Here is a 24970-nt window from a genome sequence, read left to right on the forward strand (position 1 = left end):
CTATCCTCATGGCTTATGGACGAGTCAGAATCATTGTGAAGTCGGCGGTTCTCATATGGATGGCTTGTGGGCCATACATTTTTGTTGGCGCGCTCATAAGATTGCCCGCATCGTCGTAAATCAGGTATCCAACCGTTACCTTAACCTGTTTTCTTAGTCCACTATCAATGTCCGTAACCCTCCATCCACGCGAATAGCTACCCGGGATGATTGTATAGTTATCGGCCGTTTCAATGGCCGCAGGATCACCCAAACCGGTGGATGGATGAGTTCCGTCGAGCAAATCATTATCGTTCCAGGGCAGACCTCGCAACTCATCCAGTTTCGCCTGTCCCAGATGGTTGATCGTAGAAATATGCTCCGACTGTGCGACCTGTTTAAGAGCTTGCGGAAACGCAGCGATAATTCCAATAATTGCAATTGCGAGTATGGCCATCGATATCAAAATCTCGACAAGAGTAAAACCATCATTTTTCATAACAAACCTCAAAGTACTGTCCTTAACGTGCTGATACCACCGGATGGGGTAACAGTGATGGTATAGCGAACATCCGTTGTTTCCATAAGGATGTTGTATGTCGTGGCACCGTCATTTGCGCCTCGAAAGTTAAATACGATCGGTCCGTCAGTGCTCGCCGGTTCAATCGTGATACCGGATGGAAGGGCAATGTACCGCGCACCACCAACCAGTTTCTGATCAGCGCCAAGTCCGGGGACGAGTGCATAGTCACCACTGCCGTAATTCGTTTCCCGCTCCAAACGATAAGCGTTGTCCGGGGATTCAGCGATCAAGATCCGATATCTTAGCTTTTGCTTTACGGCTGCGTTGCGAGCAAAACGCAGATGTACGGCAAATCCCGATGCTGCAGATTGAACCTCATATGCGTGCAAGAGTTTCAACAATTGAGGAATCGCAATCAGAACAAGGAGTGCGATGATTCCTACGACTACGAGGATTTCAGGAATGGTGTAGCCGCGATGATGTTTCTTTGGTGCTAGCAAATCCACCCCCCCCATAAACTGACTGATTTCGCGTCAAGATGCAAAGATCGTACCTCATGACAGGAACTCACTCTAAATCATTCTTAACATGTGATTTAGCGCGCGAATCTGAAAACCATCGTTGAGGCGCTGGGAGCGATTGCTCTCAACCTTCTGCTACTTTTTGTCACAATTGTCAATCCGGAGATGTGGCAACCAGCGTGGATGAAACATGCTAAAATAAACGCAAATTTACACTGGAGCAGGATGAGATGAGGTTAGCTACATTAATAATTGTCGTATTGTCTTTTGTTTTTGCCGTTCCGTCTTTTGCCGCAGAAAAGCTCTCGACAGATGAGCTGATCCAAAACTTAAAAGCACAGGACCCCAAAGTGCGGGAAGAAGCTGCAAAGGAAGTGGGGGATCGCGGCGAAAAACTGGGTTTGGAAGCCCTGGATCAGGCCACTCTTGATAAGGAACCAAAGGTTCAGATGGCTGTCGTGGAAGCGCTGGGAAAAATCCATCATCCACAACAAGTCTCATACTTGAGTCGCGCCGTTCGAAACACAAAAGGAGAAGCGCAGGAAAAAGCGATGAACCTTTTGACTGAAGTGTACATTCCGAGTCACGAACATGGATCCTTGCAAAAAATATGGACCAGCGTCTCTTCGTTGTTCGATCCACCGGAAGTGAAGCTTGTTGAACCTTGGATGAAAGTGGATCCGGAAGCAGTCGAGTCGATTCTATTCGTTCTGGATCAAAAGGAATCGGAAAACCGCATCGAAGCAGCAGCCACACTCGGAATGCTTCGCGCGCGATCGGCTGTTCCAAGACTCGCATTTTACCTGAAGTCTCCGAACACCAAAATGACCCGCACCACGGTGCGCTCTCTTGGTTACATCGGAGATCCGGCAGCCGGACCTCATCTGGTTCCTCTACTTAAACATTCTGAAGATGATGTTGTGATCGATACTGCGCGGGTTCTTGGACAACTCCGCTATCACGAGGCCTTACCGGAATTGGGAAAGCTTTTCGAATATTCCGATGATGATGACTACAGGCGCGCCGCTTTGCAGGCGATCAGCCGGATTGCAGATCCTGCTTACGAACAACTGATGGTGAAATACGTCGATTCGGATGACAAAGCTCTGCGAATTTCGGCCATAGAAGCGATTGGAAGGATGAGTCTCAGCAATCATGTTCAGAGACTCCAGCTGGAATTCCAGCGCGAAAAAAGCCGGTTCGTTAAAATGGCCATCAGTTTCAGTCTGTTTACGCTTGGTGAATCTGCTTACATCGACACCCTTGTGTTGAACCTAAAGGAACGCGATTACCAGACCCAGGCCGAGACTTATCTCGTTGAGCTGGGGTCGCGCGCTGTACCTGCGGTTGCTGCATACCTGAAAGGGGCTGACAACGATTTCAGAGTTTTATTGATTGACCTTCTGGGGAATATGCAACAGCCTTCGGCGATTCCTTACATCGAACCGTATCTAAAAGCAAAAGAGATCAAAGTCGCACAAGCCGCAACGCATGCGGTAGGAAAGCTGCGGAGGATTCAAAACAGCTAGCCCAAGCTCTTCGCAGGCGGGACGCCCGCGCTACTTTGACGCAGGCGGGACGCCCGCGCTACTTCGCTTATAATAGTCTACCTATGCCTTATCGCGATCTCCGGCAATTTATCGAAACGCTCGAAGAAATGGGGGAGTTGAAGCGCATTCAAGCTCCGGTGGATGTGGAGCTTGAAATCGCGGAAATCACCGATCGTGTTTCCAAGCAGAATGGCCCTGCCCTGCTCTTTGAAAATCCCAAGGGCTACAATATTCCGGTGCTCATCAATGCGCTGGGCAGTAAAGCAAGAATGCTTGCTGCACTGGGATTGAGCTCGTACGAGACTTTCTTTGAAAAGTATTTCGAGCTGCTGGAAAAACCGGAGAGCGTGATGGATAAGCTCAAGCTCATCCCGCGCTTGACTGAAATCGCGCAGATGGCTCCGAAGATCGTCAAGTCTGGTTCCTGCAAGGAGGTCATTTTAAACGACAATCCCTCGGTGAAGTTTCTGCCGATTCTAAAATGCTGGCCCAAAGATGGCGGCCGCTACATCACTTTGCCACTCGTTTTTACGGTGAACCAGCGAACCGGCAAACACAATTGTGGCTGCTACCGTTTGCAGGTAGTGGACGATCGCACGCTCTTAATGCACTGGCAGTTGCACAAACACGGGGCGGCGCACCATCAAGAATATCTGGCTGAAAAAAAACGGATGGAAGTTGCGATCGCGATCGGATGCGATCCCGTTCTTACATTCAGCGCGATTGCTCCGCTTCCGGACAATATTTACGAGATGCTTTTCGCCGGATTGCTTCGCGAAAAAGCGGTAGAGCTGGTCCAATGCGAAACGGTGGATCTGCAGGTGCCCGCGCATGCTGAAATCGTGCTGGAAGGCTACGTAGACCCGGCTGAAGATCTAAGAGTAGAAGGCCCTTTTGGCGATCATACCGGCTACTACTCGCTCGAAGATTTGTATCCCGCATTCCATTTGACGTGCATCACTCATCGAAATAATCCCATCTATCAAACCATCATTGTAGGGCCGCCTCCGCAAGAAGATGACTACATGGGCCAGGCCGTCGAGCGTTTGTTTTTGCCTGTGATCCAGAAACAGTTTCCGGAAATTGTAGACATGCACATGCCCTTTGAAGGAATTTTTCACAACTTGATGTTTGTAAGCATCAAAAAACGCTACGCAGGACACGCGCGCAAAATCATGCATGGAATCTGGGGACTCGGCCAGGCGATGTTCACAAAAGTGATTGTGGTGGTGGATGACGATGTGGATGTGCAGAACGTCCGCGAAGTCACATGGAAAGCGCTGAATCACATCGATCCCGAACGAGACATTGAATTCGTGATGGGACCAATCGATGTACTGGATCATTCCTCACGTTTGATGGGCTACGGCTCCCACATGGGCGTTGACGCAACGCGCAAATGGAAAGAGGAAGGATTCACGCGCCCCTGGCCTGAAGAGATTATGATGAGTCCCGAAATCAAAGACCTCGTCACCAAACGCTGGAAAGAGTACGGATTCTAACTAAAGACCGCGGAATACAGCAGACACCGTTAAATTCAGATTGGGCAGCAATGGAGTCGATAGCGTGTCTGATTCCGAAAAGATGCCAACCAGCTCGTATTTGCTTTCAGCAAGTTTGAAAACTTCTATGCACCTTTTTTGCAGATCGAGCAGCCAGTACTCTCGAACACCGTAGCGAGCGTACAAATCTTTCTTAACAAAATAATCTCTTTCCCTGTGGGTGGGGGAAACAACCTCCACTGCCAGGTCGGGCGGGCCTTGGATGTTCTTTTCGCCAATAATGTTCATTCGCTCTTTCGAAATAAAAAGAAGATCCGGCTGAACGACATCATGATCGGACAGTAATACATCAAGCGGGGCGAAAAAGACTTCACCAAGATCACTTTTAGTGATGTATTCGCGAAGCAAAGAAAATAAGTTGCCAGATGCTCTTTGATGCGGCGTTGTAGGGGCTGGTGTCATCAGCAATTCTCCATCGATGAGCTCATAGCGCTGATCGTCCGGCAGCATTGCGTAGTCGTGATAAGTCATCTTAATGCGGGTTGTTAACATATCTTACATCTAAATTATAATTCATCCTGAAGTAAACAAACACAATACTGTAATGCCAATAGAAGGTGGAAGGAAAATTTTCATGAAAATCGGCACCTGCGGGCAAGATGCCCGCGGCGTGTGATGCAGGCTGGAAGCCTTCGCTCCGTTGGCAGGCTGGAAGCCTGCGTTCCGTTGACATGTTAAAATGAAGGGCATGCATGTGGTTTACGCCCGGACGCGATTTCTATCCCTACCAAGCTGAGTAGCACATGTCCGATTACTTGAAGGAAGCACGAAAGGCGAGGCGTCAAAAGGACTTCTCTAAGGCGGGTGATTTTTTTTATCTCGCCGGGGATGAAAAGGGCGCCATGGAGATGTACTTAAAGGGCGGACACTACTCTCTCGCGGCGCGCATGCTTGAAAAAAGCGGGGAGTGGAAAGAAGCGGCCAAGTACTACGTTCAAGCCGGAAAAATTTCCGATGCTGCCGAAATTTACAGCAGCCGGTTGAAGGATTACCGCACAGCATCAGCGATGTTTGAAAAAAATGGCGATGTTTTGCGGGCATCCGAAATGGCTGAGAAAGCGGGGGACATCCCCCGTGCGGCCTTTCTGGCGGAAAAAGCTGATCTGCTCGACCGCGCGGCCCATCTTTTTGTGCAGGCGCAAAAATATGAGCGCGCCGCCGATGTTTACTTCCGGCGATTTAAACAACTCTATGCAGAAAGAGAGGAGAAGGGCTTCATTCAGAGTCACCGCACGAGGATGCAGAGAGTGGGTCATGCGGCGGGCACTCTCTACCTTCGGTACAAGAAGTACGAAAAAGCGGCTGAGGCTTTCGAGCTAAACGAAAACTACACGAAGGCGGCTGAGTGTTATTCCCTGGCGAATCAATGGGAAAAAGCAGCGGAGCTTTACTACCGGATTCATGATTATGAGTCAGCATACCAGCTGCTGTCCCGTCTGGAAGACCGTCTCACGAACAAAGAACTACTGGCGGATATCTGTTTTCAAAAACACGATTTCCTGCAAGCCGGCGAACTTTACTTGCAGATCGACCGCAAGCCGCGAGCCGCCGAAGCATTTGAACGGGCCGAGGATTATCAACGTGCTGCCTACTACTATGAAATGCTCGAGGATTATCCGAAAGCGGCCGAACTTAATTTAAAACAACAGGATTTCAAAAAGGCAGCTCAATTATTCGAAAAATCAAAGAACTTCGAACAAGCGGCTCATTATTATGAAGAGGCGGATATGGTGGATCAGGCGATCCAGTGTCTGATCCGCTCGGGTGGCAGCATTCGTGCCGCAAAACTCTTAATAGAAAGAAAAAATATTCAGCCCGCGATTTCGATTCTTCAGCAGATTCATCCCGAAGACGATGACTATTCGGAAGCCTGCATTCTGCTGGGACAACTCTTCACACAAATGGAGATGTATTCGGTGGCCCAGCAGAAATTCAAGGAAGCGATTCGGGACCAACCTTTATCTAAAAAAAATATTGAAACTTATTACGGTCTGGCCTTTGCGTATGAAAAGGCGGCGCAATACTCCAAGGCACGCGAGATATACGAAAAAATCATTTCAGTCGATCTGGATTTCAGCGATACGTTGAAGCGGCTTCAGCGGATCAAGACTTCGAATTTATTAGATGGCGTTCAGAGCGCTGAGTTCACACCAACAGGTATGAAACGAATGCTGGCATCCCGATATGAGCTGATGGAAAAGCTTGGAAAGGATCCCTTCGGGAAACTATACAGGGCCATGGATACAGTTCTGGCAAGGCCCTGTCTGATCCGTCGATTCCCGGAACAGGACAAAAACATCACGCGCAATATTCTTGAGCAAACTCGCATTGTCTCCGGTCTCATCCACAGCAATATTCTGACGATCTATGACAGCGGAAAGGATGAGGACTACTACTTTGTTTGCATGGAGTATGTGGAGGGTCCGACGCTCCGGCAGCGGCTTTCTCACGGGCCGATTGAAGTTTCAGAAGTTTGCGAGCTGGTCTCCCAAATCTGTCTCGGTCTTGCTTTCGCTCACAAAAGGGGAATCGTTCATAAGAATCTTTGTCCCGAAAACATTTACTGCGCTGCAGGCAATCAAATAAAAATTTCCAATTTTGGAATCGATGCGAAATGGGAAAAAGGAAGCACTTTGATTTCAAAGCAATATTCAAGTCCGGAACAAATTCTGGGACAGAAAGTGGATTTGCGCACGGACTTCTATTCGCTGGGAATTGTGCTATACGAAATGCTCTACGGAAAAGCACCTTTCAACGGCCAGGACGTCGAACTGCAGCACATTAAGCAAGCGCCGGCTTTTCCGGATACTTATCCGCTGCCGGTTCCTGTTTTCCTGTTGAAGATCATGCAGAAGTGCTTACATAAAGATCCCAAACGTCGTTATGCAGACGCCGAGATGATCCTGGATGAACTGGAAGTGGCTGATATTGTCGCCGGGATGATTCTGAACCAGAGGTACGAAATCATTAAAGAGATTGGACTGGGTGGAATGGGGCACGTGTACAAAGCGCGCGATCGCGACCTAGATGAGATCGTGGCCCTCAAAGTTTTGCGCGCCGAAATCAGCACAGATCCGGTCATTCAAAAAAGATTTCTTCGCGAGATCAAAGTCACACGAATGATCGCCCATCCTTGTGTTGTAAAGGTTTTCGACACCGGCAAATACAAAGGGAATCGCTACATATCCATGGAATACATTGAAGGGATCAGTCTGGATGACTGGTTGAAGAAAGGAAAGCCTGACTTCAAATCGATGCTGGCCGTAATCGTCAAAATCCTGCAAGGCGTTCAGGCGGCCCACACGCAAGGAATCATTCATCGTGATCTAAAACCGCAAAACGTGTTGATTGATAAATCATTGAATCCTCATGTTCTTGATTTTGGAATTGCTCGATCGATGGACAACGTGGATGCCACAAGCGGCCAGATCATGGGTTCTCCGAAATACATGTCGCCAGAGCAAATTCAAGGCAAGGATCTAGATGGCCGGTCGGATCAATATGCCACGGGTGTCCTGATGTTTCTCATGTTTACCGGTGAAGAACCATTCACCGGTGAAGATCCCAGGACCATTGTTTTGAAGCACTTAAGCCAGCCGCCACCCGATATGTTGAAGCTGAATCCGGACATTCCGGATTGGATCCACAAAATCATTTTGAAAACATTGGAAAAGGATCGAAATCAGCGTTATTCTTCGTTAAAAGAACTATTGGACGATTTAAAAAAAGGTTACGAATCGCACAAACACTCAGGAGAATAAGAATGAAACACTTTTTCATAGTTTTGGCATTCTTGGGGATGGCCACTCTTTGTTTTGCAGACACCACCATCATTCAGAAAGTGGCATCAGGACCGGTTATGGGACAATCAGGCACAAATGCAATCCAAACGATGAAGATCAAAGGGACCAAAGCACGAATTGATCATGACAACGTAAAGCAGTACCAAATACTCGACCTTGCTGCGAAGAAAGTGTACACCATCGATAACGAAAAGAAACAAGCGATGGTGATGAGTCTGGATATGATGAATGCTGCGGGAGCGATGTTCAAGCAGATGAATAAAGATGCGAAGTTGAACATTCAAAATACAGGCAACACCCGGACGGTGAACGGTTTTAAGTGCACCGACTATGTCATTTCCATGACAGGCGGAATGGGATTGACATCCAAACAATGTTTGACCAAAGACATCGATTCTTCAGATTTTGAAGCGTTCCGGCCTTACGCGGAAGGAATGGTCAAAATGTTTTTGGGAGATAATGCTGCCCAATTACCGGAAGGAATGGCCGTTGTGACAGAGACGCAAATGACCATGCTGGGACAGAAGGTAGACTCAAAAACCGAGCTTCAAAGCGTGAAAAAAGAAGAGATCCCCGGTTCCGTTTTTGAAATCCCGGCCGGCTACGCAGTGACGGAAATGCCTGGCATGCCAAAGCAGTAGCTCAGCAAAGTTTAAAGTGCTGAGCAATGAGTGCTGAGTGATGACGGAAAAGCTATTTTGGATTGATCCCTACCAGAAGGAGTTTTCAGCGAGTGTTCTGCGCCAATTTCCGGTGCAGGATGGTCATGCCGTGATTCTGGACCGGACCTGTTTTTACGCCACTTCCGGCGGACAGCCAAATGATCTTGGAATCCTGAACCTTCAGCCTGTCAAGGACGTTCGTTTTGAGCATGACAGCATCCTTCACATCGTTTCTACTCCATTAGAAGGAATCAGTGCGCAGGGAATGATTGATTGGTCCCGCAGATTTGACCATATGCAGCAACACACGGGACAGCATATTCTATCCGCTGCTTTTTTCCGGTTATTTCAAGCGGAGACATCTTCGTTTCATCTGGGGGATGAGTACTGCAGCATTGAGTTAAACCGGCCGAACCTGAGCCGGGAGGATGTCCGGAAAGCGGAAGCTCTGGCAAACAACGTCATTTTCGGAACAGAGCCGGTTCAATCCTTTTTTGTCGAGCCTGAAAAGGCGGCAGATTACCAGTTGCGAAAGCAGTCCGACCTTCAGGAATCTTTGCGCATTGTCCAGATCGCAGACTTCGATCTTTCGCCCTGCAGTGGAACGCATGTCAGAAACTCCGGCGAAGTCGGAATCGTTTTTATTACAGGCGCCGAAAAGCTTTCGCAAACTTTGAAGGTTTCCTTCCTTTGCGGCAATCGAGTCGCAAAACAGTATCACGTAGACCTGGAGATTCTAAAAACTCTCTCCAGGAACATGACCACTTCGGTTGAGCTGCTTCCGGAATCGATTCAAAAGCTACAGGATCAATTGAAGGAATTGCGGAAAGAACTATCTCATCTGAAAGAGGAACGCTGGAAGGAAGAAGCGGATCACCTTTATCAGAACGCAGAAGACTGGAATGGATTGCGAAGAACTCTCTGCATCTGGAAGCGTCCCTATGCGGAAGTGCGTTTTCTTGCGCAAAGACTCTCAGAGAAGCAATTTGCAGCGGGCGCGCTTGTCAGTATTCCTGAACGCCGGGCCGTTTTTTTCAAGAATCCTCAAGTAGCTTACGATTTGCGTCCGATCTTCCAGGGGTTTTTGCAAGGATATTCTGCAAAAGGGGGCGGGCCGCCTCATTTCATGGAAGCAGGCGCATTTGAAGCTGGTCCGGAATTTGAAGCAAAGATGAAACTATTATGGGAGCAACAACTTTAAAGGCGAAACTGTTTCTGATTTTATTTCTTTTACCGGCAGTGACTGCCCTATCGGAAGAGGAAATGAATTACGAGCAAATGGCGGAAAGGATTCTGGCATCGCTTCATCTTCAACCGGGCGAGCGAGTGTTCATCCGTTATGATCCAACATATTTTGCCGAACTTGTGGCTCCTTTGCGCAAAGGAATTCGTTCCGTTGCAGCAATCGACCTTGCAGCAATGGAATATGTGGGAGGGACCGAGCGTTTGCAGGGAATTCCCGTCGACCCGATGATCCGCAAGATGCAAAGAGAGGCGCATCTCAAAGCTTTTACGGGCTTACTCGATGTTGTGGATGTTTATCTCTGGTTGCCGGCTGCAAAAGGAAGCGACCTTTACGATGTTGAAGAGGAAGCGCTGCGGAACTGGTTAAAGAAAGGAGGCACGCGGAGGCAAATTCATTTTCACTGGCAAACCGGAAGCATGATGGCCGACGGTCTATCCGGCGAGCATAGCGAAGATTTGGACCGGATGTATCAGGATGCACTGAATATTTCTTACGAACAACTTTCCGCGGCTCAGGACCGCGCGATCGAGCTGCTCCGTTCCGGTAAAGTGAAAGTAACAACACCGGAAGGAACAGACCTTACTTTCACCATAGGCGCAAGACCGTTCAACAAACAGAATGGAGATGCGACTGCCGAACGCGCGCAAGGAGCGCGCATGTTGATCGACCGGGAAATTGAATTGCCTGCCGGAGTCCTCCGAACCGCCCCCATTGAAGATTCGGTCAACGGAACCATGGTGATCCCGGTTGTGCGATTTGCGGATGTCACTGTAAAAAACTTAAACCTCCAGATCCGGCAAGGACGCGTGATCTCGATCACGGCTTCTGAAAATGGCGATGTCGCGGAAAAAGCCTTAAAAGAAGCAGGTGATGTCGCATTGCGATTTCGCGAGTTCGGTCTGGGATTCAATCCAAAACTGGTGATCGAGTCCGGAAACGAAATTTTACCGTACTACGGATACGGTGCAGGCGTCGTCCGACTCAGTCTGGGCGACAATCAGGAGCTCGGCGGCAATGTTCGCGGGGGCTTCGTCCGGTGGTTCTTTTTCCCAAATGCGACGGTCCAGGCGAGCAATAAGATTCTCGTGCGTGACGGCAAACTGGTCGAGTGACATGAATATCGTTGAGGAGCTGCGTGCGCGGCTCCCCGGACTGGAAAAAGTAAATTCGCTCGAGGACATTGTGCTTTTTCTTATCGAGCAGGTTCAGCGAAAGGAAACGGATTCTTTTGAAACTTTTTTTCAATACGTTGAGCAACAACTGATTTTCGCAAACCGGGAGGTTGCCGACAGGTTAATTGTGGAGCTTCTGGAAGCTTTGAAAAACCAGTCCTCGCTGCGTGACATGGATTATGCTATCTTTGAAAACTGGATCGGACCAGAAACGCACGTCGCCTGGCGTTGGCTCGAAAAAAAATGGAAAGGAAAAACAAGTCTCAGAGATACGGCATCAGGGTTATAACCATACTCGCTGTCTTTCTACTCGCTTCATTGACTTCTTGCAAAAAAGATTCTGTTGACGACATCAGCATGAAATCACTGGCAGAACTGCCCTCGAAACATTCGATTGTTGTGATCAATTTCTGGGCAACCTGGTGTCCACCTTGCCTGGTTGAGATTCCCTATTTGAATCGGTTGCACAAACAGCGTCCTGATGTCCATATTTATGGGATCTCCACGGATGATCCGGCTCTTGGGCGAGAAGTATTTAAGGTTGTTGAGAGATATAGGATCCGCTATCCGGTTTATATGAAAGAGCGAAGCAGCAAAGACGAGTCGAACCGCGAATGGTACCAGACCGTAGACATGATTCCGGTTACGTTCATATTCAAAGATGGAAAACTACACAACACGATTCTGGGTGGCATAGAAAAGGAGAATGAGCTCACGGATGCGATTGATGGTCCTTCAGAAGAGGAGCTGTACGCGCAAGAAGAATCCGAAGAGGATGAAGATTGGTCCGAAGATGAGGAAGAGTAGTGGAACTTGCAAGAATAAAATGTGAAGCCTGCCGCAGGGATGCTCCCCAGGTTACGGAAGCGGAACTGGCGGAATACAAGCCGCAAATCCCTGATTGGAAGCTTGTGGAACGAAATGGAATTCGCCAGCTGGAACGGAGCTTTTCTTTCAAGGATTTCGCTGAGGCTCTTGCGTTTACGAATCAAGTAGGCGCGCTGGCGGAATCAGAGAATCATCATCCGGCAATTCTCACGGAGTGGGGCCGCGTCACGATATCGTGGTGGACTCATAAGATCAAAGGCCTTCACCGCAATGACTTCATTCTAGCAGCCAGAACCGATATTGTTTTTAACCGCCAAGACGCCAAGACCGCCAAGTCACGATAGTATGGGCGGAAGTAATCCTTACATCAAAACAGGTGACATTGTCTTACCGAAGACAAAGTACTCAATTCGTTTTGAGCCGGAAGACCCATCGATGGGAGAAGCTGTGACCATTGAGGTGGATCCCGAGAGAATTCCTTATCACGAGACCGGCCAGCCGGGGAGCATACTCAGCACTGCTCTCGCATCGGGAATTGATATTGAGCATTCCTGCGGTGGTGTTTGCGCATGTTCGACCTGCCACATCATAGTCAAAGAAGGATTGGATACTTGCAATGAAGCAACCGATGACGAGCTGGATCAGCTGGAGGAGGCGCGCGGCTTAACGATGCAATCGCGATTGTCGTGTCAAACTGTACCGGATGGAACCAAAGATGTGCGCATTGTGATTCCGGCCTGGAATGTGAACCTCGTCAAAGAAACCCCGCACTAATTTCACCGCAGAGAACGCAGAGGCCGCGGAGATAAAACAAAATCTTTTTTTCTCTGCGATCTCAGCGCTCTCGGCGGTGAAAAATTGAAAGGATTTTGTCGCCGACTTCCGTGCGATCCACGACATCCATTCCGGAAATTACTTCACCGTAAATCGTGTAGTTCCCGTCTAGATGGGGTTGGCGCGATTGCGTTATGAAGAATTGCGATCCGCCTGTATCCTTGCCTGCAATGGGCATTCCCACCGTTCCGCGTTTGTAAATCAGAAGATTCACCTGATCATGGATCACCTTTCCTGCTCCGCCCCAGCCATCTCCCCGCGGGTCGCCGCCCTGTATCACGAAATTCGGCACGACGCGATGAATGCGAAGTCCATTGTAAAAACCGCCGTCAGCTAGTTTCCTGATATTCTCGGCGTGCAACGGCGCATCGCAACCTGACAAACGGATCACGACATCCCCTTTCTCCAGTTTCATCGTGATCTCAATGGAATCTTGCGGCCGGCCGAAGTCCGGTGAATATTCATTCATTTTTTTTGCCGGCACTTTTCCTTGCTGATAAAGAAAATCTTCCGGATCCTTCGGATCGCCCTTCCAGTGGTATTGTGTTCCGACAAGTTTTTTGATTCCATCGATCGCATGGCGGCGAATTGTGTATTCGGGATCCAGCAGCGCCCGCTCAAAAATCGGCATAGCTTCAGATGTATTGAAGTCAGCCAGAACATCGAGAAGCGCCACTCGGCCTTCCACTTCAGAAGGATCACTGGAAGCATCATAAGTTTTGATCAATGCAGCGAAAAACCTGCGTTCTTTTGTTTTGCCCAGCGCATCGACCGCTGTGGCCCGTAACGCAAAATCCTTATGACCGAGCAACGGCAGGAAAACCTCAGCAGTATCAGGCAAGTATTTCGTTAAAGAATCGAACGCAGCCAGCCTGACAGCGGAATCGGAATCCTGACTCAGAACTTTCAACATAGGAATTGCCGAACCGGCGGGCAGTTCAACAAGCGCCTGTGCGGTCCTCCAGCGCACCGTCCAGGATTCGTGTTTGGCTCCTTCCTGCAACAACGACAGCGCATTCTCTTTTTGTGTCTTTGCTTGAGCCATAATCCAGCCACCGAGCAAACCCGCAGTAGCCGGACGTTCGTCAATTACACATCCCAATAGGCCCATTGCTTCCAGAGCTTTCATTCTGGTCAGATGGTTCATTGTGCTGTAGTGTTTTTGAATAGCCACACACGCAGTTTTATCATTAGAAGCGCCGATTACATCCAGTGTATTTTGTTGAACTCGCGCATCTTTATGTTGAAGCAGACGTTCAACTTCTTCCTCTGTCAGCGGTTTTTTCATAGACCACAATGCTTTTAAAGCAAACAACAACGCGGAAGGATCTTCTGTAGACGGACTGGGTAACGGATTTGCAAGAACCTTGTGCAAAACGGCAAGGGAACGTTCGTCTGCCAAACGATACAGAGCGTACACGTAACTCCATTGCGCCGGATCCTCTTCATTGGCCAATTCGATCAGAACATCCACGGTGCCTTTGTCTTTGATCAAAGCAAGAGCAAGCGCCGATTGTTCACGGAGAAACGCATTTTTGTCGCGAAGGAATGGGACCACCAAAACTGTCGTATCCAATCCTCCGATCCGGCCGATCGCCTCAATCGCAAGCCTTCGAACTTCCGCATCCTCATCTTTCAATAGACGCGCTGCAAACAATAAGCCGTTCTTGGACCGAATCTGTCCAATCGCAAACGCAACGTATTTTCTCACGTTAGCATTCTTGTCTTCCAACAACGGTTCCAAAAATGGCAGAATCGCTTGATTGCCGATTCGCGCTGCGGCCAGCAATGCTCTAATGCGAATCTGTTCTGATGGAAAACGAAAATAATCGGCAAGTTTGATGTCCGGCTCTGCTTCCAACATCCGCTCATTTTCGAGAATTGCGATGATTCGCAACGAATCGTTAGAAAACGCGCTCGAAGCAAGAAACATTAGAAGGATCAACGCCAGGATTCTCCCCCTTATGAAGGGGGAGACTAAGAGGGGGTTGGCATGCATTCCAACCTCCCCCTAACCCCCCTCCTTCATAAGGAGGGGGAATCGATGCCTGATCTCTTCCATCATTTATTGTTTTGGAGACGCGAAAGCGCAGTTTCGACAAATGCTTGATCATCGGGAGTGAGGGAGTAGTTACCGAATCGTGCCTTGTAAAACAGATCCGTCAAAGACGCAACATCCTCATTCGAAGGAGCCGGCAAGACCTGCGTCACTTGCTCGGCAAATTCGAAAGGAGTGGCAGCCACCGGCTTGACGAACCCCTTTTGTTGCAACAACGCCAGCATCTCCTGATAAAACAGAATCGGTGACCGGATTAACTCCAATTTTCGCTTACGCGCTTTGTAAAAGCGAACCGCGTAATAGATGAGGCCCGGCAGCAATCCAATTAGAACCAGGAGAAGGCGATTCTGCTTCCACATCATACGCCACCAGGCATGGGGACTTGTTGCATTGCTGGATTTTTCCCGCAGAGTCTCATTCAGTTTCCTGTATCGTTCACGTACAGACGTAAGCACGTTGATCTGATCCTGCGCAGAGAAAATCAGGATATATCTGTCCCAGAAGAAACTGATCGAATCGAAAATCTTTCGCGGGTTGATGATTTCCCAGATCGAACGGCTTCCTCCGGGACCTGCCACAGTACGAGGAGAAGGATCAAACTGAACCCAGAGACCGTTTCCAAAATAAACTTCTACCCAGGAATGGGCATCACTCTGACGAATGGTATAAAATTCTCCGATTTCATTGTACTCACCTTCCAAAAATCCATTCACCAGTCGGGATGGTATTCTAATGTGTCTTAACAAAAGAACCATCGCGGTAGCAAAGTATTCACAATGGCCCATTTTCTTTTTGAAAAGAAACTCGGAAACCGGATCCGTTGCTGATCGCGGCAAATCGGTTGTCGTGTACTGGTAATTCTTCTCAAGATAGGCCTGAACCAGCGCAGCGCGATCGTACTGATTGGTGGCACTACCTGTGATTTGTTGAGCCAGTGTCTCAATCTCCGGATTTCGTGATGGCAGTCTTACGAAATGGCGGATACTTTCTGTAGAATCAACCTGCCGTGATCTCAACTGTTCCGGAGAATAGACATTGATTTGACTGTAAACAACGTAATGTTCCGGTCTCCCCATACCGGTCAATGTTCCATTTACATCCCGGCTCACTGCAAAGAAATTGCCGTCGACTCTTGCGACTCGATACTGGCCAAAAATTACGCCCGAATCAATCGGAGTCAAGTAGACTTCTTGTTTCACAAGAGAAGCAGGATTATTGCCCTCTGGAGATACAACAAAAGTACTCAAAGAATCTTGAAACACAAAGTCGGATCCATGTCTGGAGACACCCCAGGACTTGCCGTCATACCTATTGAAAGCCACGCCGCGCCAATAAAAGCGATGACCCGCAGGGATTCGCTCGCCGTTTACACGGATACGCATTACTTCGCCCGTGTTTTCCTGAATCTTGGCAATATCTCCCAGCTCCACCTTCTTTGAAAAGCCGGAAACATGCTGTGTCTGATCCAGTTTCAGTCCACCAAAATATCCGAGCTGCGCGCGAGGCAAAACAAAGAAAATGCCAAGCGCAAACACCACCATTGTTACGGTTGCAATTACGATAAATCCCCAGTAACGCGCGTGAAATAAGGAAAAAGGAAAGGGCTCGGTGGGATCTGATCTGATCCACATTTTGATCATAGTGATCGACAGGATGTTCCAGACAAAGAACAGCGAAAAAAGAAGGATCATGTAGAGCATTTCAATTTCAACGCTGAGGGCGGTAGCTGCCAGCATGCTCAGGAAAGTCAAAAGATACAGCTGGTAATAGTCTCGATGCGTTTGGAGATTAAAGAGCTTGTTGATGATGATGAAAATGAATAGATGAACCAGCGAAGGAGCAAGACTTCTTGTGAGCCAGAACCAATCTGCGAAAAAGAAAATCAGGTAGAGGAAGGAAACAATCTCCCAAAATGAGCCTCCGCGAGGACGATGCACGAAACCCAGCGTGAACAGGCTGAAGACCAATAAAATCGCAGAGGAAATCCACAATTTTTGGGTGAGCATCAGTGAGACGCCGCTCACAAAAACAAGCAAGTGAGCTCCAAATCGCAGGGCAGAAGTTACCCTTTCGTGATTTGGATCAACAGGTTTGTTCACAGTTTGATTCATATTTCGATAATGGAGTCTTGACGCATCAGGTGTTGCCAGTCTTCCACATACAAATTGCGAGCGCCCGAACTAACAAGCCCGAGCCGTGAAGGAAACCGGCGCGAACGCAACTGAAGCACAAGCGTTTCCGGCGATCCCGGGAGCTCCAGTTTTTCACTCGAATAATCTTTTCCGTCCCATTCCGCGAGATAGGAAAGGAGCGGAATTATGGAAATTGCCGTATCAAATACCTTTCCGGGCAGTACGATTCGAGCATCAATCTCTTGTTCCCTGAAGAGAAATGCAAGAGAGGCGAGGAAACTGATCGCGGTTTCAAATACAGGATCGCGGGGCTTATCCGGAAAGGAATCGAAGTACAAATAGAGATCGCGGCCCTGCTCCCGCTGGTACTCTTTTACGAGAAGTTTCTCCGCCTTTGCGGAGGCTTTCCAGTGAATCTTTTTGCTCGAATCAAAGCTGTTATAGTCCCTCAAATGCAATAATTGCTGGCTATCGCCCCGATAGGGAGATTCTCGGAGAATCCCTTCTGAAAATCGAGAAAGAATGTCTTCAGAAAAACGATAGAGGTGAGGATACACCCGAACCGGTTGCTCCAGGAAATATCTGCGGATTTTCAAAAAGAAGGAGAATGGAAATTGTGTTTGCAATTCCATTTCCTTGAGAGTAAAAACTCCGCGGCGCGAAAAAAGAAATCGCGCGTAACCGCTTGCATGATTCTGGGCAGGGATGTAGAAAAAATGACGGCTGATACTTGTGAATTTTGGATCGCGCACCGCAAAACGGATGGCAAGAGAAGGCAATTTCTTTTTTCGATTGGAAACAGAAATGTAGCAAAGCGATTGAACTCCCGCAAATAGATGATCAGGGAACTGCAACGTGGGATGCAAACCCTGCAGGATCCGGCGGCTGGCCATCCCCGATACAACGATCATTCCCAGCATCAATGAAAAAATCAGGTACAGAACATTGTTGCCGGTGTTCACCGCAGCCGCGCCGATCGCCAGCGAAAGAAGCATGAAGATCACTCCTTCCCGCGTGAATTCAACCGCAATGGGCATACGCGGCAACCGGAGCTTTATTGCAGATTGCATATTGAAGGGTCCCCTTTACTTTTGCAATATGCAATTTGCAATGGCATTAGGTCCACGTCAATTCGAGCTGTTTGGGAGATTTATTGTATTTAATACGCAAACTATGTTGACCGTTTTCTTTTACGTTAACAGTTATTCTTTTGGAAGCGGAAACACCTTTTTCTCTGCATACCACATGAACAAGAACATTGGTCTGTCCCACCGGAACCTGCAAGGAACCGGTGAGCTTTCCTTTATAATTACGAAAGATAAGCACTTTCTTTTTTTCTCCGGATAAACTTCCTTCAAAAGCAAGCTTATCGTTTGTAAAAATATAAAAAGATCCCGATGGAAATCCATGCTCGAATTCGAAATCTAAAGAAGCCAGTTTGATTTCCGGAAGTGGTTGCAGCGTTACAGGAGTGACCTGCTGTATTTTTGGTTTCGGCGGCGCAGGTTTCGGAGTTTGAACGATATCGACTGGTGTTGGAGGGAGTGGCTCCAATTTTTTCTTTTCTTCCAGTGCTTTTTTCTCTACCACAAGTTCCAGGAATTTTTTTGCATCCTGATTCTGTGGATCGAGCCGCACGATATCGTTTAACTCTTTGATTGCTTTATCAAGCATGCTGTTCTCCACATACTTCATGGCAAGATCCCATTTAATTCTGATTGCATTCTGTCTGGATAATTCGGCGACAGGATCCGGCCGGTTCGATGCTACCGGTGTTTTTGGCATCCCTTCTTTATTCTCACTGGTAGATCGAATTAAGAAAATGGAACCGAACGTTAAAGCAAGAACCAGCACGATCAGGATACCGAGGGAAGCCAATTTCCGTCTGCTTCCGATACCCGAGAGGGTCAGGTTATGGGAGGCGGCAATGCTTTCGCGTGGCGCGCGAACTTCCCGATGTTCCGGCAACGGAGGTGGTGGTGAAGCGATGCCGGATGCAGTCGATTCCGGATCGATTTCGCGGAGTTCTTCAATATCGCCGGTGATAGAGATTAAGTTTCTAATGTCACGGATCAGCTCAGATCCTGTTTGATACCGGTCCAGGGGATTCTTTGCAAGAAGCTTGATCAGGATTGCGTTATACGGCTCCGGAACATTGGGATTCAACGTGCGCGGCGGCACATGCAGGACATTCACAATGCGATAGGAAACGGTATTGAAGCTGTCTCCTTGAAAAGGCCGTTCACCTGTCAGAAGCATGTAGAAAATAACACCAAGAGAAAAAAGATCACTGCGGCCATCGACCTGGGATTTCCCATCGATTTGTTCGGGTGACATATAATTCGGTGTGCCGATGAATTGTCCGCTTTGCGTCAGATCGGAGCTGGGAAGCCGGGCAATACCGAAATCCATGATTTTCACTTTCATTCCGGGAAGGACGAGAATGTTGGCGGCTTTGATATCGCGATGGACGACCCCTTCGTTGTGAGCGTAGTTCAGCGCATCAGCCAGCTGGATGATCATATTGTTGACGTCTTCCAGTGGCAGCAAAATCCCGCTGGCAGCAACTTCAGAGATGGTGGTTCCTTCGAGAAACTCCATTACTATGAAAGGAGTGCCTGTCTCCTTATCTTCATCAACATCAAAAATGGTGACAATATTGGGATGGCTGAGTTTGCCTGCCGCTTTTGCCTCTCTGTAAAAACGATTCAAATAGACATTCTTTTCTTCAGGCGTGACTTCAAAGGTGATCTGTATGGCTTTGATCGCGACTTCCCTTTCAATTACCGGGTCGTGAGCCTTGTATACAACACCCATTGCTCCGCGGCCGATTTCGCGAATCACCACGTAGCGTCCCAATTTTCTGGGAATTGTGTTCATGGTATGATCAAATTATATATTTGTTTTAGGTCTGCGTCTTTCAGGAACAGTTTAGATTGACCGAACCGGTATTTCCATCCAAATTTCTTTCCCTTCTCAAACGAGCTGAACGCGTGATGATCTCTACAGGAGCAGGAATTTCGACAGAAAGCGGAATTCCCGCATTCCGCGGGCAGGATGGCCTTTGGGAGAACTTCAAACCGGAAGAGCTTGCAACACCGGAAGCTTTTCAACGCAATCCGAAGAAGGTGTGGGAATGGTATGACTGGCGCAGGCAGAAGATCAGTCAAGTAGAACCGAACGATGGACATCGCGCTCTGGTTGAGATGGAATCGATCTTTCCCAGAATGTTTCTGTTTACGCAAAACATAGATGGTTTGCATCAACGCGCGGGGAGTAAAAACGTTCAGGAGCTTCATGGAAGTATCTGGAGGGTTCGGTGTTTGAAAGAACGGAAAACGTTTGAGACTTTTCAAACGCCATTCGAACAATTGCCTCCGCATTGCGAGTGCGGGAGTCTGGTCCGTCCGGATGTTGTCTGGTTCGGAGAAGCTCTTCCACCGGACATCTTAGCGACAGCCTGGCAGGTTGCGGCGAATTGCGACATCTTCTTTCTCATTGGATCATCGGCAACTGTAGAACCGGCAGCGTCTTTCGGGTGGATTGCAAGGGAAAATGGCGCAGTTGTGGTCGAAATCAACGCAGAGATTACACCGGTTACTGAAATTGCAAATGAATGTTTTCTGGGGAAATCCGGTATCCTTTTGCCGAAGCTTGTGAGAGCGCTAAAGAATCATGGCTGAGAAAATTCTATACATCGAAGCAACTTCCGGAGTTTCCGGCGACATGCTGCTCGGTGCCCTTTTGGACGCAGGCGTTCCGGTCGAAGTGCTCTCCGAAGCATGGACCGCGCTTGACATCGATAACTACGAAGTGGAAGTATTTCAAACGCAAAAAAGCGGGATGAATGCGCTACGATGCCGCGTCTCCACTCAGGAAACAAAAGGAGCGAAAACGTGGAAACAGTACCAATTGCTGCTGGAGAACTCAAAACTGCCGGAAAAGATCCGCCAACAAACGCTTTCTCTCGTGAAACGTCTCTTTGAAATTGAAGCTTCCATCCACGGATCCAGCCTTCAGAAACTACACCTCCACGAAATGGGTGGAACGGACCTGCTGCTGGACGTCACCGGAACGCTCTCTGCTCTGGATTATCTACAGCCTTCTTTGATCAAGTCTTCCCCAGTAAATACAGGCTGCGGCTTCCTCACCTTTTCTCACGGTCGCTTTCCGATTCCAGCTCCCGCAACTACTAAGCTATTAGAAGGAATATCAGTGTTTCAGAATGAAGTGGAAGGAGAATTGACGACACCTACGGGAGCGCTCTTGATCGGCTCGATTGCGAAATCATTCGGTGTGATGCCTGAAATGAAGCTGGAAAATACCGGAGTGGGAGCAGGTGAAATGGAAATTGCGGGCCATCCAAATGTATTGAGGATTTTTGTTGGAACAGGCGCAGCTCCGGAAGAAGAAATTTACATGGTGGAAACGAATCTGGATGATTCTTCTCCTCAAGTTCTCGCTTATTTCATGGAAAAAGCATTTGAACTAGGAGCGCTGGACGTATTCTTTACTCCCATTTTTATGAAAAAGAACCGGCCGGCGGTTCGTTTAACTCTGCTCGTTTCCTCCGGCTTGCTGGAATCAATGTTGAAACTGTTGTTTTCGGAAACAACGGCAATTGGACTTCGCTACTGGAAAGTGGATCGAAAGACTCTGGACCGGCGGTGGAGCAAAATTCAGCTGGGAAAGCAGGAGATCCGCATCAAAGAAAGTTATCTCAACGGCACTCTCGCAAATTATCAGCCCGAATATGAAGACTGCAAGAAAGCCGCCGAAAGGTTGAATACCCCGGTAAAAGAAGTGATCGCGCAAGCGATTCACAAATACTTGTCGAAGTAGTGGCAGAGCATTTACTACGCCAAGGGAACAAGCCTCAAGCTCCGCAGGGTTTTGCCCCGCACACCCACTTTCTAAGAGTAAATGCTCTGCAGCCATTCCGCGGCAAGCAGAGCATTTTCACACCGATAGTGATTTCGAGGAAAAATCAGAGTTTGTTCAACTGGGAATGTGCATAACAGGCCGTATGGAAAATGCTCTGCCACTACAAAGCTGTCCAGATTTCCGGAAGCGGCGCTTCGAGATAGAGATGTTTGCCGGTCATCGGATGATCAAACTCAAGTGAAAAAGCGTGAAGACCGAAGAACGCAGTCTGCTTCAAACGATTGCGCAGGGCCGCATCCTGAATCCGGTTCCAGTTTCCTCCACCATATTTTGCATCTCCAAGAATCGGATGTTTTTCGGAAGAAAGATGCACGCGAATCTGGTGCGTTCGTCCCGTTAGAATTTCAACATCCAGGAGCGAGCCAAAATCATAGTTTTGCAGCACCGAGTACAACGTCACGGCCGGTCGCGCTCTTCTTGCACGTACGGATATTTTCTTCCGGTTGGATGGATCTCTTCCTAACGCCTTTTCAATGCGGCCCTGCTTCCTTTCCATCTGCCCAAAAACTGCCGCTCTGTAATGTTTTCGGATCAACCGATCTTTAAAGAGAGACGTCATTCTCAGGTATGCTTCCTGCGTTTTTGCAAGCAATAGAATGCCAGAGGTTTCTTTATCCAGGCGATGTACGATTCCCGGCCGGAGTGGATGTCCAACGGTGTGGATACCAGGAAAGTGATGAAGGGCGGCGTGTACAACCGTGTGATGCCCAACTCCGGCGCCGGGATGCACGACCATATGGGCAGGTTTGTTGATCGCCAGCAGCGCCTGGTCCTCAAAAAGAATCTCCAACGGAAAATTCCACGGACTCAGCGCTACATCAGCATCTTCTGTGGGTAGATCCAAAACTTCGATCCGGTCCTGATCACGGAGTCTATAAGAAGCTTTTACCGTTTGATCATTCACATGAACCAAACCGGTCTCAAACCATTTCTGGATTGCTGAGCGACTCTGCTGCGAATATTGTTGCGTCAGGAAACGATCGATCCTGATTCCCGCGTTCTCAACGGAAATCACGAAAGAGCGGACAGATTTCACTTCGTGACAGCCACTTCCACTTTTTTAACATCTCTTCGTATCAGGTAAATAACGAAACCGGCCACAAAAGCGAGAATGCTGATCACTTGAGACGTGGAGAGCGGTCCAATAGCGCCCCGGGGATCGCCACGGAAGAATTCAACGTTGAAGCGAAGAAGGGAATAAATTACGAGATACAAGCTCAACTGCTGACCGGCGAATTTTTTACGATTGTAGAAATATACAAGGAGTCCAAAGACCAGAATCATCGGTAAAGCTTCGTATAATTGCGCCGCGTGCAAGGGAACGTTTAAAGGTGTTCCTACCTGTTCTGCCGCTTCCGGACGCGTGAAGATAACAGCCAGCGGAAATCCAGGAGCTGGTTTTCCCCAGCAACAGCCTGCAAAAAAGCATCCGAACCGTCCAAAAATCTGGCCGAACGCAATTCCCATGACAAGAACATCGGCGGTTTGCCAAAAATTCATCTTCTTCCGCCGGATATACCAGAGGCTCACCAAAAACGCGAGTATAAAACCGCCATAATAGACGCCACCCACCTGGTAAATGGAAAGAAGACGGCTCCAATCCTGGCTGTAATAATCGAAATCAACGATTACCAGAAGCAGTTTGGCTCCCACCAGCGCAGACAAGAAAATGTAAACGACCAAATCGGTGATTGCAGAAGTTTCCATCTGCTCACGCTTTGCGTAATGAACCGCGACTCGCATTCCCAACAGAAATGCGATTGCAAGAAACAATCCATAAGAATGAATTGTCAGTGGACCAATCTTAAATAAATTCGGATACATAAACTCTAATTTAAACCGCCAAGGTGCCAAGGCGCCAAGAAAACCCATAATATAAGAATTTGGCTTCTTGGCGTCTTGGCGGTTAAGAAATTCATTCGTGGAAGACGATTTTTGGCTTTAATTCTGTTTTCTCTCCGCTTTTTGTCTGCGCAATGGCGAGCAGTGTGTTGTTTTCATCAAATACTTTTACCCAGTCCTGATCATACTTTTCTTCTACTGCAATCGCGGAACCATTCAAAATCTTTTTCCCTTGCGAAGCATCTACGGTAAATTGCGGAAAGTCAGACAACATCTGCGCAATCGGGACAAACGAAGCTTTCAATTTTTCGATTGGCGCTTCGGGCGGCGCGCATTCCTCCAGTGTAAAATTCTTAAATTTCGTGCGCGCTAGCTCATTGACATGCGCACCGCAACGGAGCCTCATTCCCAGTTCCCGAGCCAAGGAACGTACGTACGTCCCGGATCCGCAGTGCATGTAGATGACCGCGACATCCTTCTCAAAATGCATCAATCGGATCTCATGAATCTTCACTTTTTGCAAAGGAAGATCAGGTTTGATCCCTTTTCGCGCCAGATCATATGCTTTTTTTCCCTGAATTTTTTTCGCTGAAAAAATCGGAGGCTTCTGCTGAATTTCTCCCTGAAAGGAAGAAATCACTTTTTCGAGCTGTTCTCTGGAAAAACGGATCCTAGTGTAGGGACCTTCCTGTTTTCCCTCCCGGTCGTCTGTTGTTGTAAAAATACCGAAACGGATTGCCGCAAGATAGCATTTATCAGCGCGCATATAAAAAGGACTGAGTCTTGTCGCTTTTCCAAGACAAACAGGAAAGACACCGGTAGCGATCGGATCCAATGTGCCCAGATGCCCTGCTTTATCCACCTGCAACCGTTCCTTCACTCTTTGAACCACGGTGTGAGAAGTGTCCCCTTCCGGCTTGTTGATCAGTATTAAACCGTCCCAGTTCACGATTCCGGTTCCTCTTTTTTCACACTCTTCAAAAGTTCTTCGATGTGTTGCGAATACTCTGCCCCGACATCCGCTTGAAATTGCAACGAGGGAATGTATTTCAAATTGAGCTTGCCGAGTTCCCGCCGGAAAAATCCACCGGCTGAATTGAGAGCTTTGACGCATTGCTCTTTGTGCTCCGGCGTACCCAGCACACTTACGTAGACGCGGGCATGTCTGTAATCCGGACTCAACGATACATTGGTGATATTACACAAAGAGAGCCGTGGGTCCTGCATTTTTTGAAAAAGAATGGAGGAGATTTCTTCTTTCAAAAGGTCGGAAAGCCTTTCTTGACGGCGGCGTGTCATCGCCTTGATCCTTT

The 24970-nt window shown here is 48.2% G+C and carries 23 protein-coding genes; 12 read left to right on the forward strand and 11 right to left on the reverse strand.

Annotated elements, in window-relative coordinates:
* Positions 1 to 13 precede the first annotated feature (13 nt).
* Positions 14 to 478 carry a prepilin-type N-terminal cleavage/methylation domain-containing protein gene (locus L0156_16985; protein MCI0604684.1) on the reverse strand — a complete coding sequence of 155 codons (465 nt, stop codon included), beginning with the start codon at positions 476 to 478 and terminating at the stop codon, positions 14 to 16.
* Between the two features lie 8 nt (positions 479 to 486).
* Positions 487 to 1002, reverse strand: coding sequence for a prepilin-type N-terminal cleavage/methylation domain-containing protein (locus L0156_16990; protein MCI0604685.1), 516 nt, complete (start codon positions 1000 to 1002; stop codon positions 487 to 489).
* Positions 1003 to 1253: 251 nt separating this feature from the next.
* Between L0156_16990 and L0156_16995 the strand changes: the two genes are divergently transcribed.
* Together L0156_16995 and L0156_17000 are read left to right on the forward strand one after the other, a co-directional pair.
* On the forward strand, positions 1254 to 2552 hold the full coding sequence (locus L0156_16995; GenBank protein ID MCI0604686.1) for a HEAT repeat domain-containing protein: 1299 nt from the start codon (positions 1254 to 1256) through the stop codon (positions 2550 to 2552).
* 83 nt (positions 2553 to 2635) lie between these two features.
* The gene (locus tag L0156_17000) at positions 2636 to 4075 is read left to right on the forward strand and encodes a menaquinone biosynthesis decarboxylase (protein MCI0604687.1); all 1440 of its coding nucleotides are present in this window, start codon (positions 2636 to 2638) and stop codon (positions 4073 to 4075) included.
* Here the strand turns inward: L0156_17000 and L0156_17005 are convergent, their stop codons facing one another.
* Positions 4076 to 4627 (reverse strand): Uma2 family endonuclease, encoded by a 552-nt coding sequence (locus tag L0156_17005; GenBank protein MCI0604688.1) that lies wholly within the window; start codon positions 4625 to 4627, stop codon positions 4076 to 4078.
* A 251-nt stretch (positions 4628 to 4878) separates the two neighbouring features.
* Between L0156_17005 and L0156_17010 the strand changes: the two genes are divergently transcribed.
* The 8 genes from L0156_17010 to L0156_17045 all read left to right on the forward strand — a co-directional run bounded on the left by L0156_17010 (position 4879) and on the right by L0156_17045 (position 12620).
* Positions 4879 to 7896 carry a protein kinase gene (locus L0156_17010; GenBank protein ID MCI0604689.1) on the forward strand — a complete coding sequence of 1006 codons (3018 nt, stop codon included), beginning with the start codon at positions 4879 to 4881 and terminating at the stop codon, positions 7894 to 7896.
* A gap of 2 nt (positions 7897 to 7898) precedes the next feature.
* On the forward strand, positions 7899 to 8579 hold the full coding sequence (locus L0156_17015) for a DUF4412 domain-containing protein (GenBank protein ID MCI0604690.1): 681 nt from the start codon (positions 7899 to 7901) through the stop codon (positions 8577 to 8579).
* Between the two features lie 40 nt (positions 8580 to 8619).
* Positions 8620 to 9801, forward strand: a complete 1182-nt coding sequence (locus tag L0156_17020) for an alanyl-tRNA editing protein (protein MCI0604691.1) — start codon at positions 8620 to 8622, stop codon at positions 9799 to 9801.
* Positions 9783 to 10958, forward strand: a complete 1176-nt coding sequence (locus L0156_17025; protein ID MCI0604692.1) for an aminopeptidase — start codon at positions 9783 to 9785, stop codon at positions 10956 to 10958. The genes L0156_17020 and L0156_17025 overlap by 19 nt, the downstream gene beginning before the upstream one ends.
* A gap of 1 nt (position 10959) precedes the next feature.
* Positions 10960 to 11307 (forward strand): hypothetical protein, encoded by a 348-nt coding sequence (locus tag L0156_17030; protein MCI0604693.1) that lies wholly within the window; start codon positions 10960 to 10962, stop codon positions 11305 to 11307.
* A gap of 68 nt (positions 11308 to 11375) precedes the next feature.
* Positions 11376 to 11825 carry a TlpA family protein disulfide reductase gene (locus L0156_17035; GenBank protein ID MCI0604694.1) on the forward strand — a complete coding sequence of 150 codons (450 nt, stop codon included), beginning with the start codon at positions 11376 to 11378 and terminating at the stop codon, positions 11823 to 11825.
* Positions 11825 to 12190 (forward strand): 4a-hydroxytetrahydrobiopterin dehydratase, encoded by a 366-nt coding sequence (locus tag L0156_17040; protein ID MCI0604695.1) that lies wholly within the window; start codon positions 11825 to 11827, stop codon positions 12188 to 12190. Before L0156_17035 ends, L0156_17040 begins: the two co-directional genes overlap by 1 nt.
* A gap of 1 nt (position 12191) precedes the next feature.
* Positions 12192 to 12620, forward strand: a complete 429-nt coding sequence (locus L0156_17045) for a 2Fe-2S iron-sulfur cluster-binding protein (GenBank protein ID MCI0604696.1) — start codon at positions 12192 to 12194, stop codon at positions 12618 to 12620.
* 61 nt (positions 12621 to 12681) lie between these two features.
* Here L0156_17045 and L0156_17050 read toward each other — a convergent pair whose 3' ends face one another.
* The 4 genes from L0156_17050 to L0156_17065 form a co-directional block, all read right to left on the reverse strand.
* On the reverse strand, positions 12682 to 14679 hold the full coding sequence (locus L0156_17050; GenBank protein MCI0604697.1) for a HEAT repeat domain-containing protein: 1998 nt from the start codon (positions 14677 to 14679) through the stop codon (positions 12682 to 12684).
* A 62-nt stretch (positions 14680 to 14741) separates the two neighbouring features.
* Complete coding sequence (locus L0156_17055) at positions 14742 to 16838, reverse strand: DUF3488 and transglutaminase-like domain-containing protein (GenBank protein ID MCI0604698.1); 2097 nt, start codon at positions 16836 to 16838, stop codon at positions 14742 to 14744.
* 8 nt (positions 16839 to 16846) lie between these two features.
* Complete coding sequence (locus tag L0156_17060; protein ID MCI0604699.1) at positions 16847 to 17941, reverse strand: DUF58 domain-containing protein; 1095 nt, start codon at positions 17939 to 17941, stop codon at positions 16847 to 16849.
* Between the two features lie 46 nt (positions 17942 to 17987).
* Positions 17988 to 19751 (reverse strand): serine/threonine protein kinase, encoded by a 1764-nt coding sequence (locus L0156_17065; protein MCI0604700.1) that lies wholly within the window; start codon positions 19749 to 19751, stop codon positions 17988 to 17990.
* Positions 19752 to 19807: 56 nt separating this feature from the next.
* On the opposite strand from L0156_17065, the gene L0156_17070 reads away from it, so the two are divergent.
* Together L0156_17070 and larC are read left to right on the forward strand one after the other, a co-directional pair.
* Positions 19808 to 20554 (forward strand): NAD-dependent deacylase, encoded by a 747-nt coding sequence (locus L0156_17070; GenBank protein ID MCI0604701.1) that lies wholly within the window; start codon positions 19808 to 19810, stop codon positions 20552 to 20554.
* Complete coding sequence (gene larC, locus L0156_17075) at positions 20547 to 21713, forward strand: nickel pincer cofactor biosynthesis protein LarC (protein MCI0604702.1); 1167 nt, start codon at positions 20547 to 20549, stop codon at positions 21711 to 21713. The genes L0156_17070 and larC overlap by 8 nt, the downstream gene beginning before the upstream one ends.
* Positions 21714 to 21915: 202 nt before the next feature.
* Here the strand turns inward: larC and L0156_17080 are convergent, their stop codons facing one another.
* The 4 genes from L0156_17080 to rbfA all read right to left on the reverse strand — a co-directional run bounded on the left by L0156_17080 (position 21916) and on the right by rbfA (position 24956).
* On the reverse strand, positions 21916 to 22851 hold the full coding sequence (locus L0156_17080) for an RluA family pseudouridine synthase (GenBank protein MCI0604703.1): 936 nt from the start codon (positions 22849 to 22851) through the stop codon (positions 21916 to 21918).
* Positions 22848 to 23639 carry a prolipoprotein diacylglyceryl transferase gene (lgt, locus tag L0156_17085; protein ID MCI0604704.1) on the reverse strand — a complete coding sequence of 264 codons (792 nt, stop codon included), beginning with the start codon at positions 23637 to 23639 and terminating at the stop codon, positions 22848 to 22850. The genes L0156_17080 and lgt overlap by 4 nt, the downstream gene beginning before the upstream one ends.
* A gap of 91 nt (positions 23640 to 23730) precedes the next feature.
* Complete coding sequence (gene truB, locus L0156_17090; GenBank protein ID MCI0604705.1) at positions 23731 to 24606, reverse strand: tRNA pseudouridine(55) synthase TruB; 876 nt, start codon at positions 24604 to 24606, stop codon at positions 23731 to 23733.
* Positions 24603 to 24956, reverse strand: coding sequence for a 30S ribosome-binding factor RbfA (gene rbfA, locus L0156_17095; protein ID MCI0604706.1), 354 nt, complete (start codon positions 24954 to 24956; stop codon positions 24603 to 24605). Before rbfA ends, truB begins: the two co-directional genes overlap by 4 nt.
* Between the last annotated feature and the right edge of the window lie 14 nt (positions 24957 to 24970).

Source organism: bacterium (genome assembly GCA_022616075.1).
GTDB lineage: Bacteria > Acidobacteriota > HRBIN11 > JAKEFK01 > JAKEFK01 > JAKEFK01.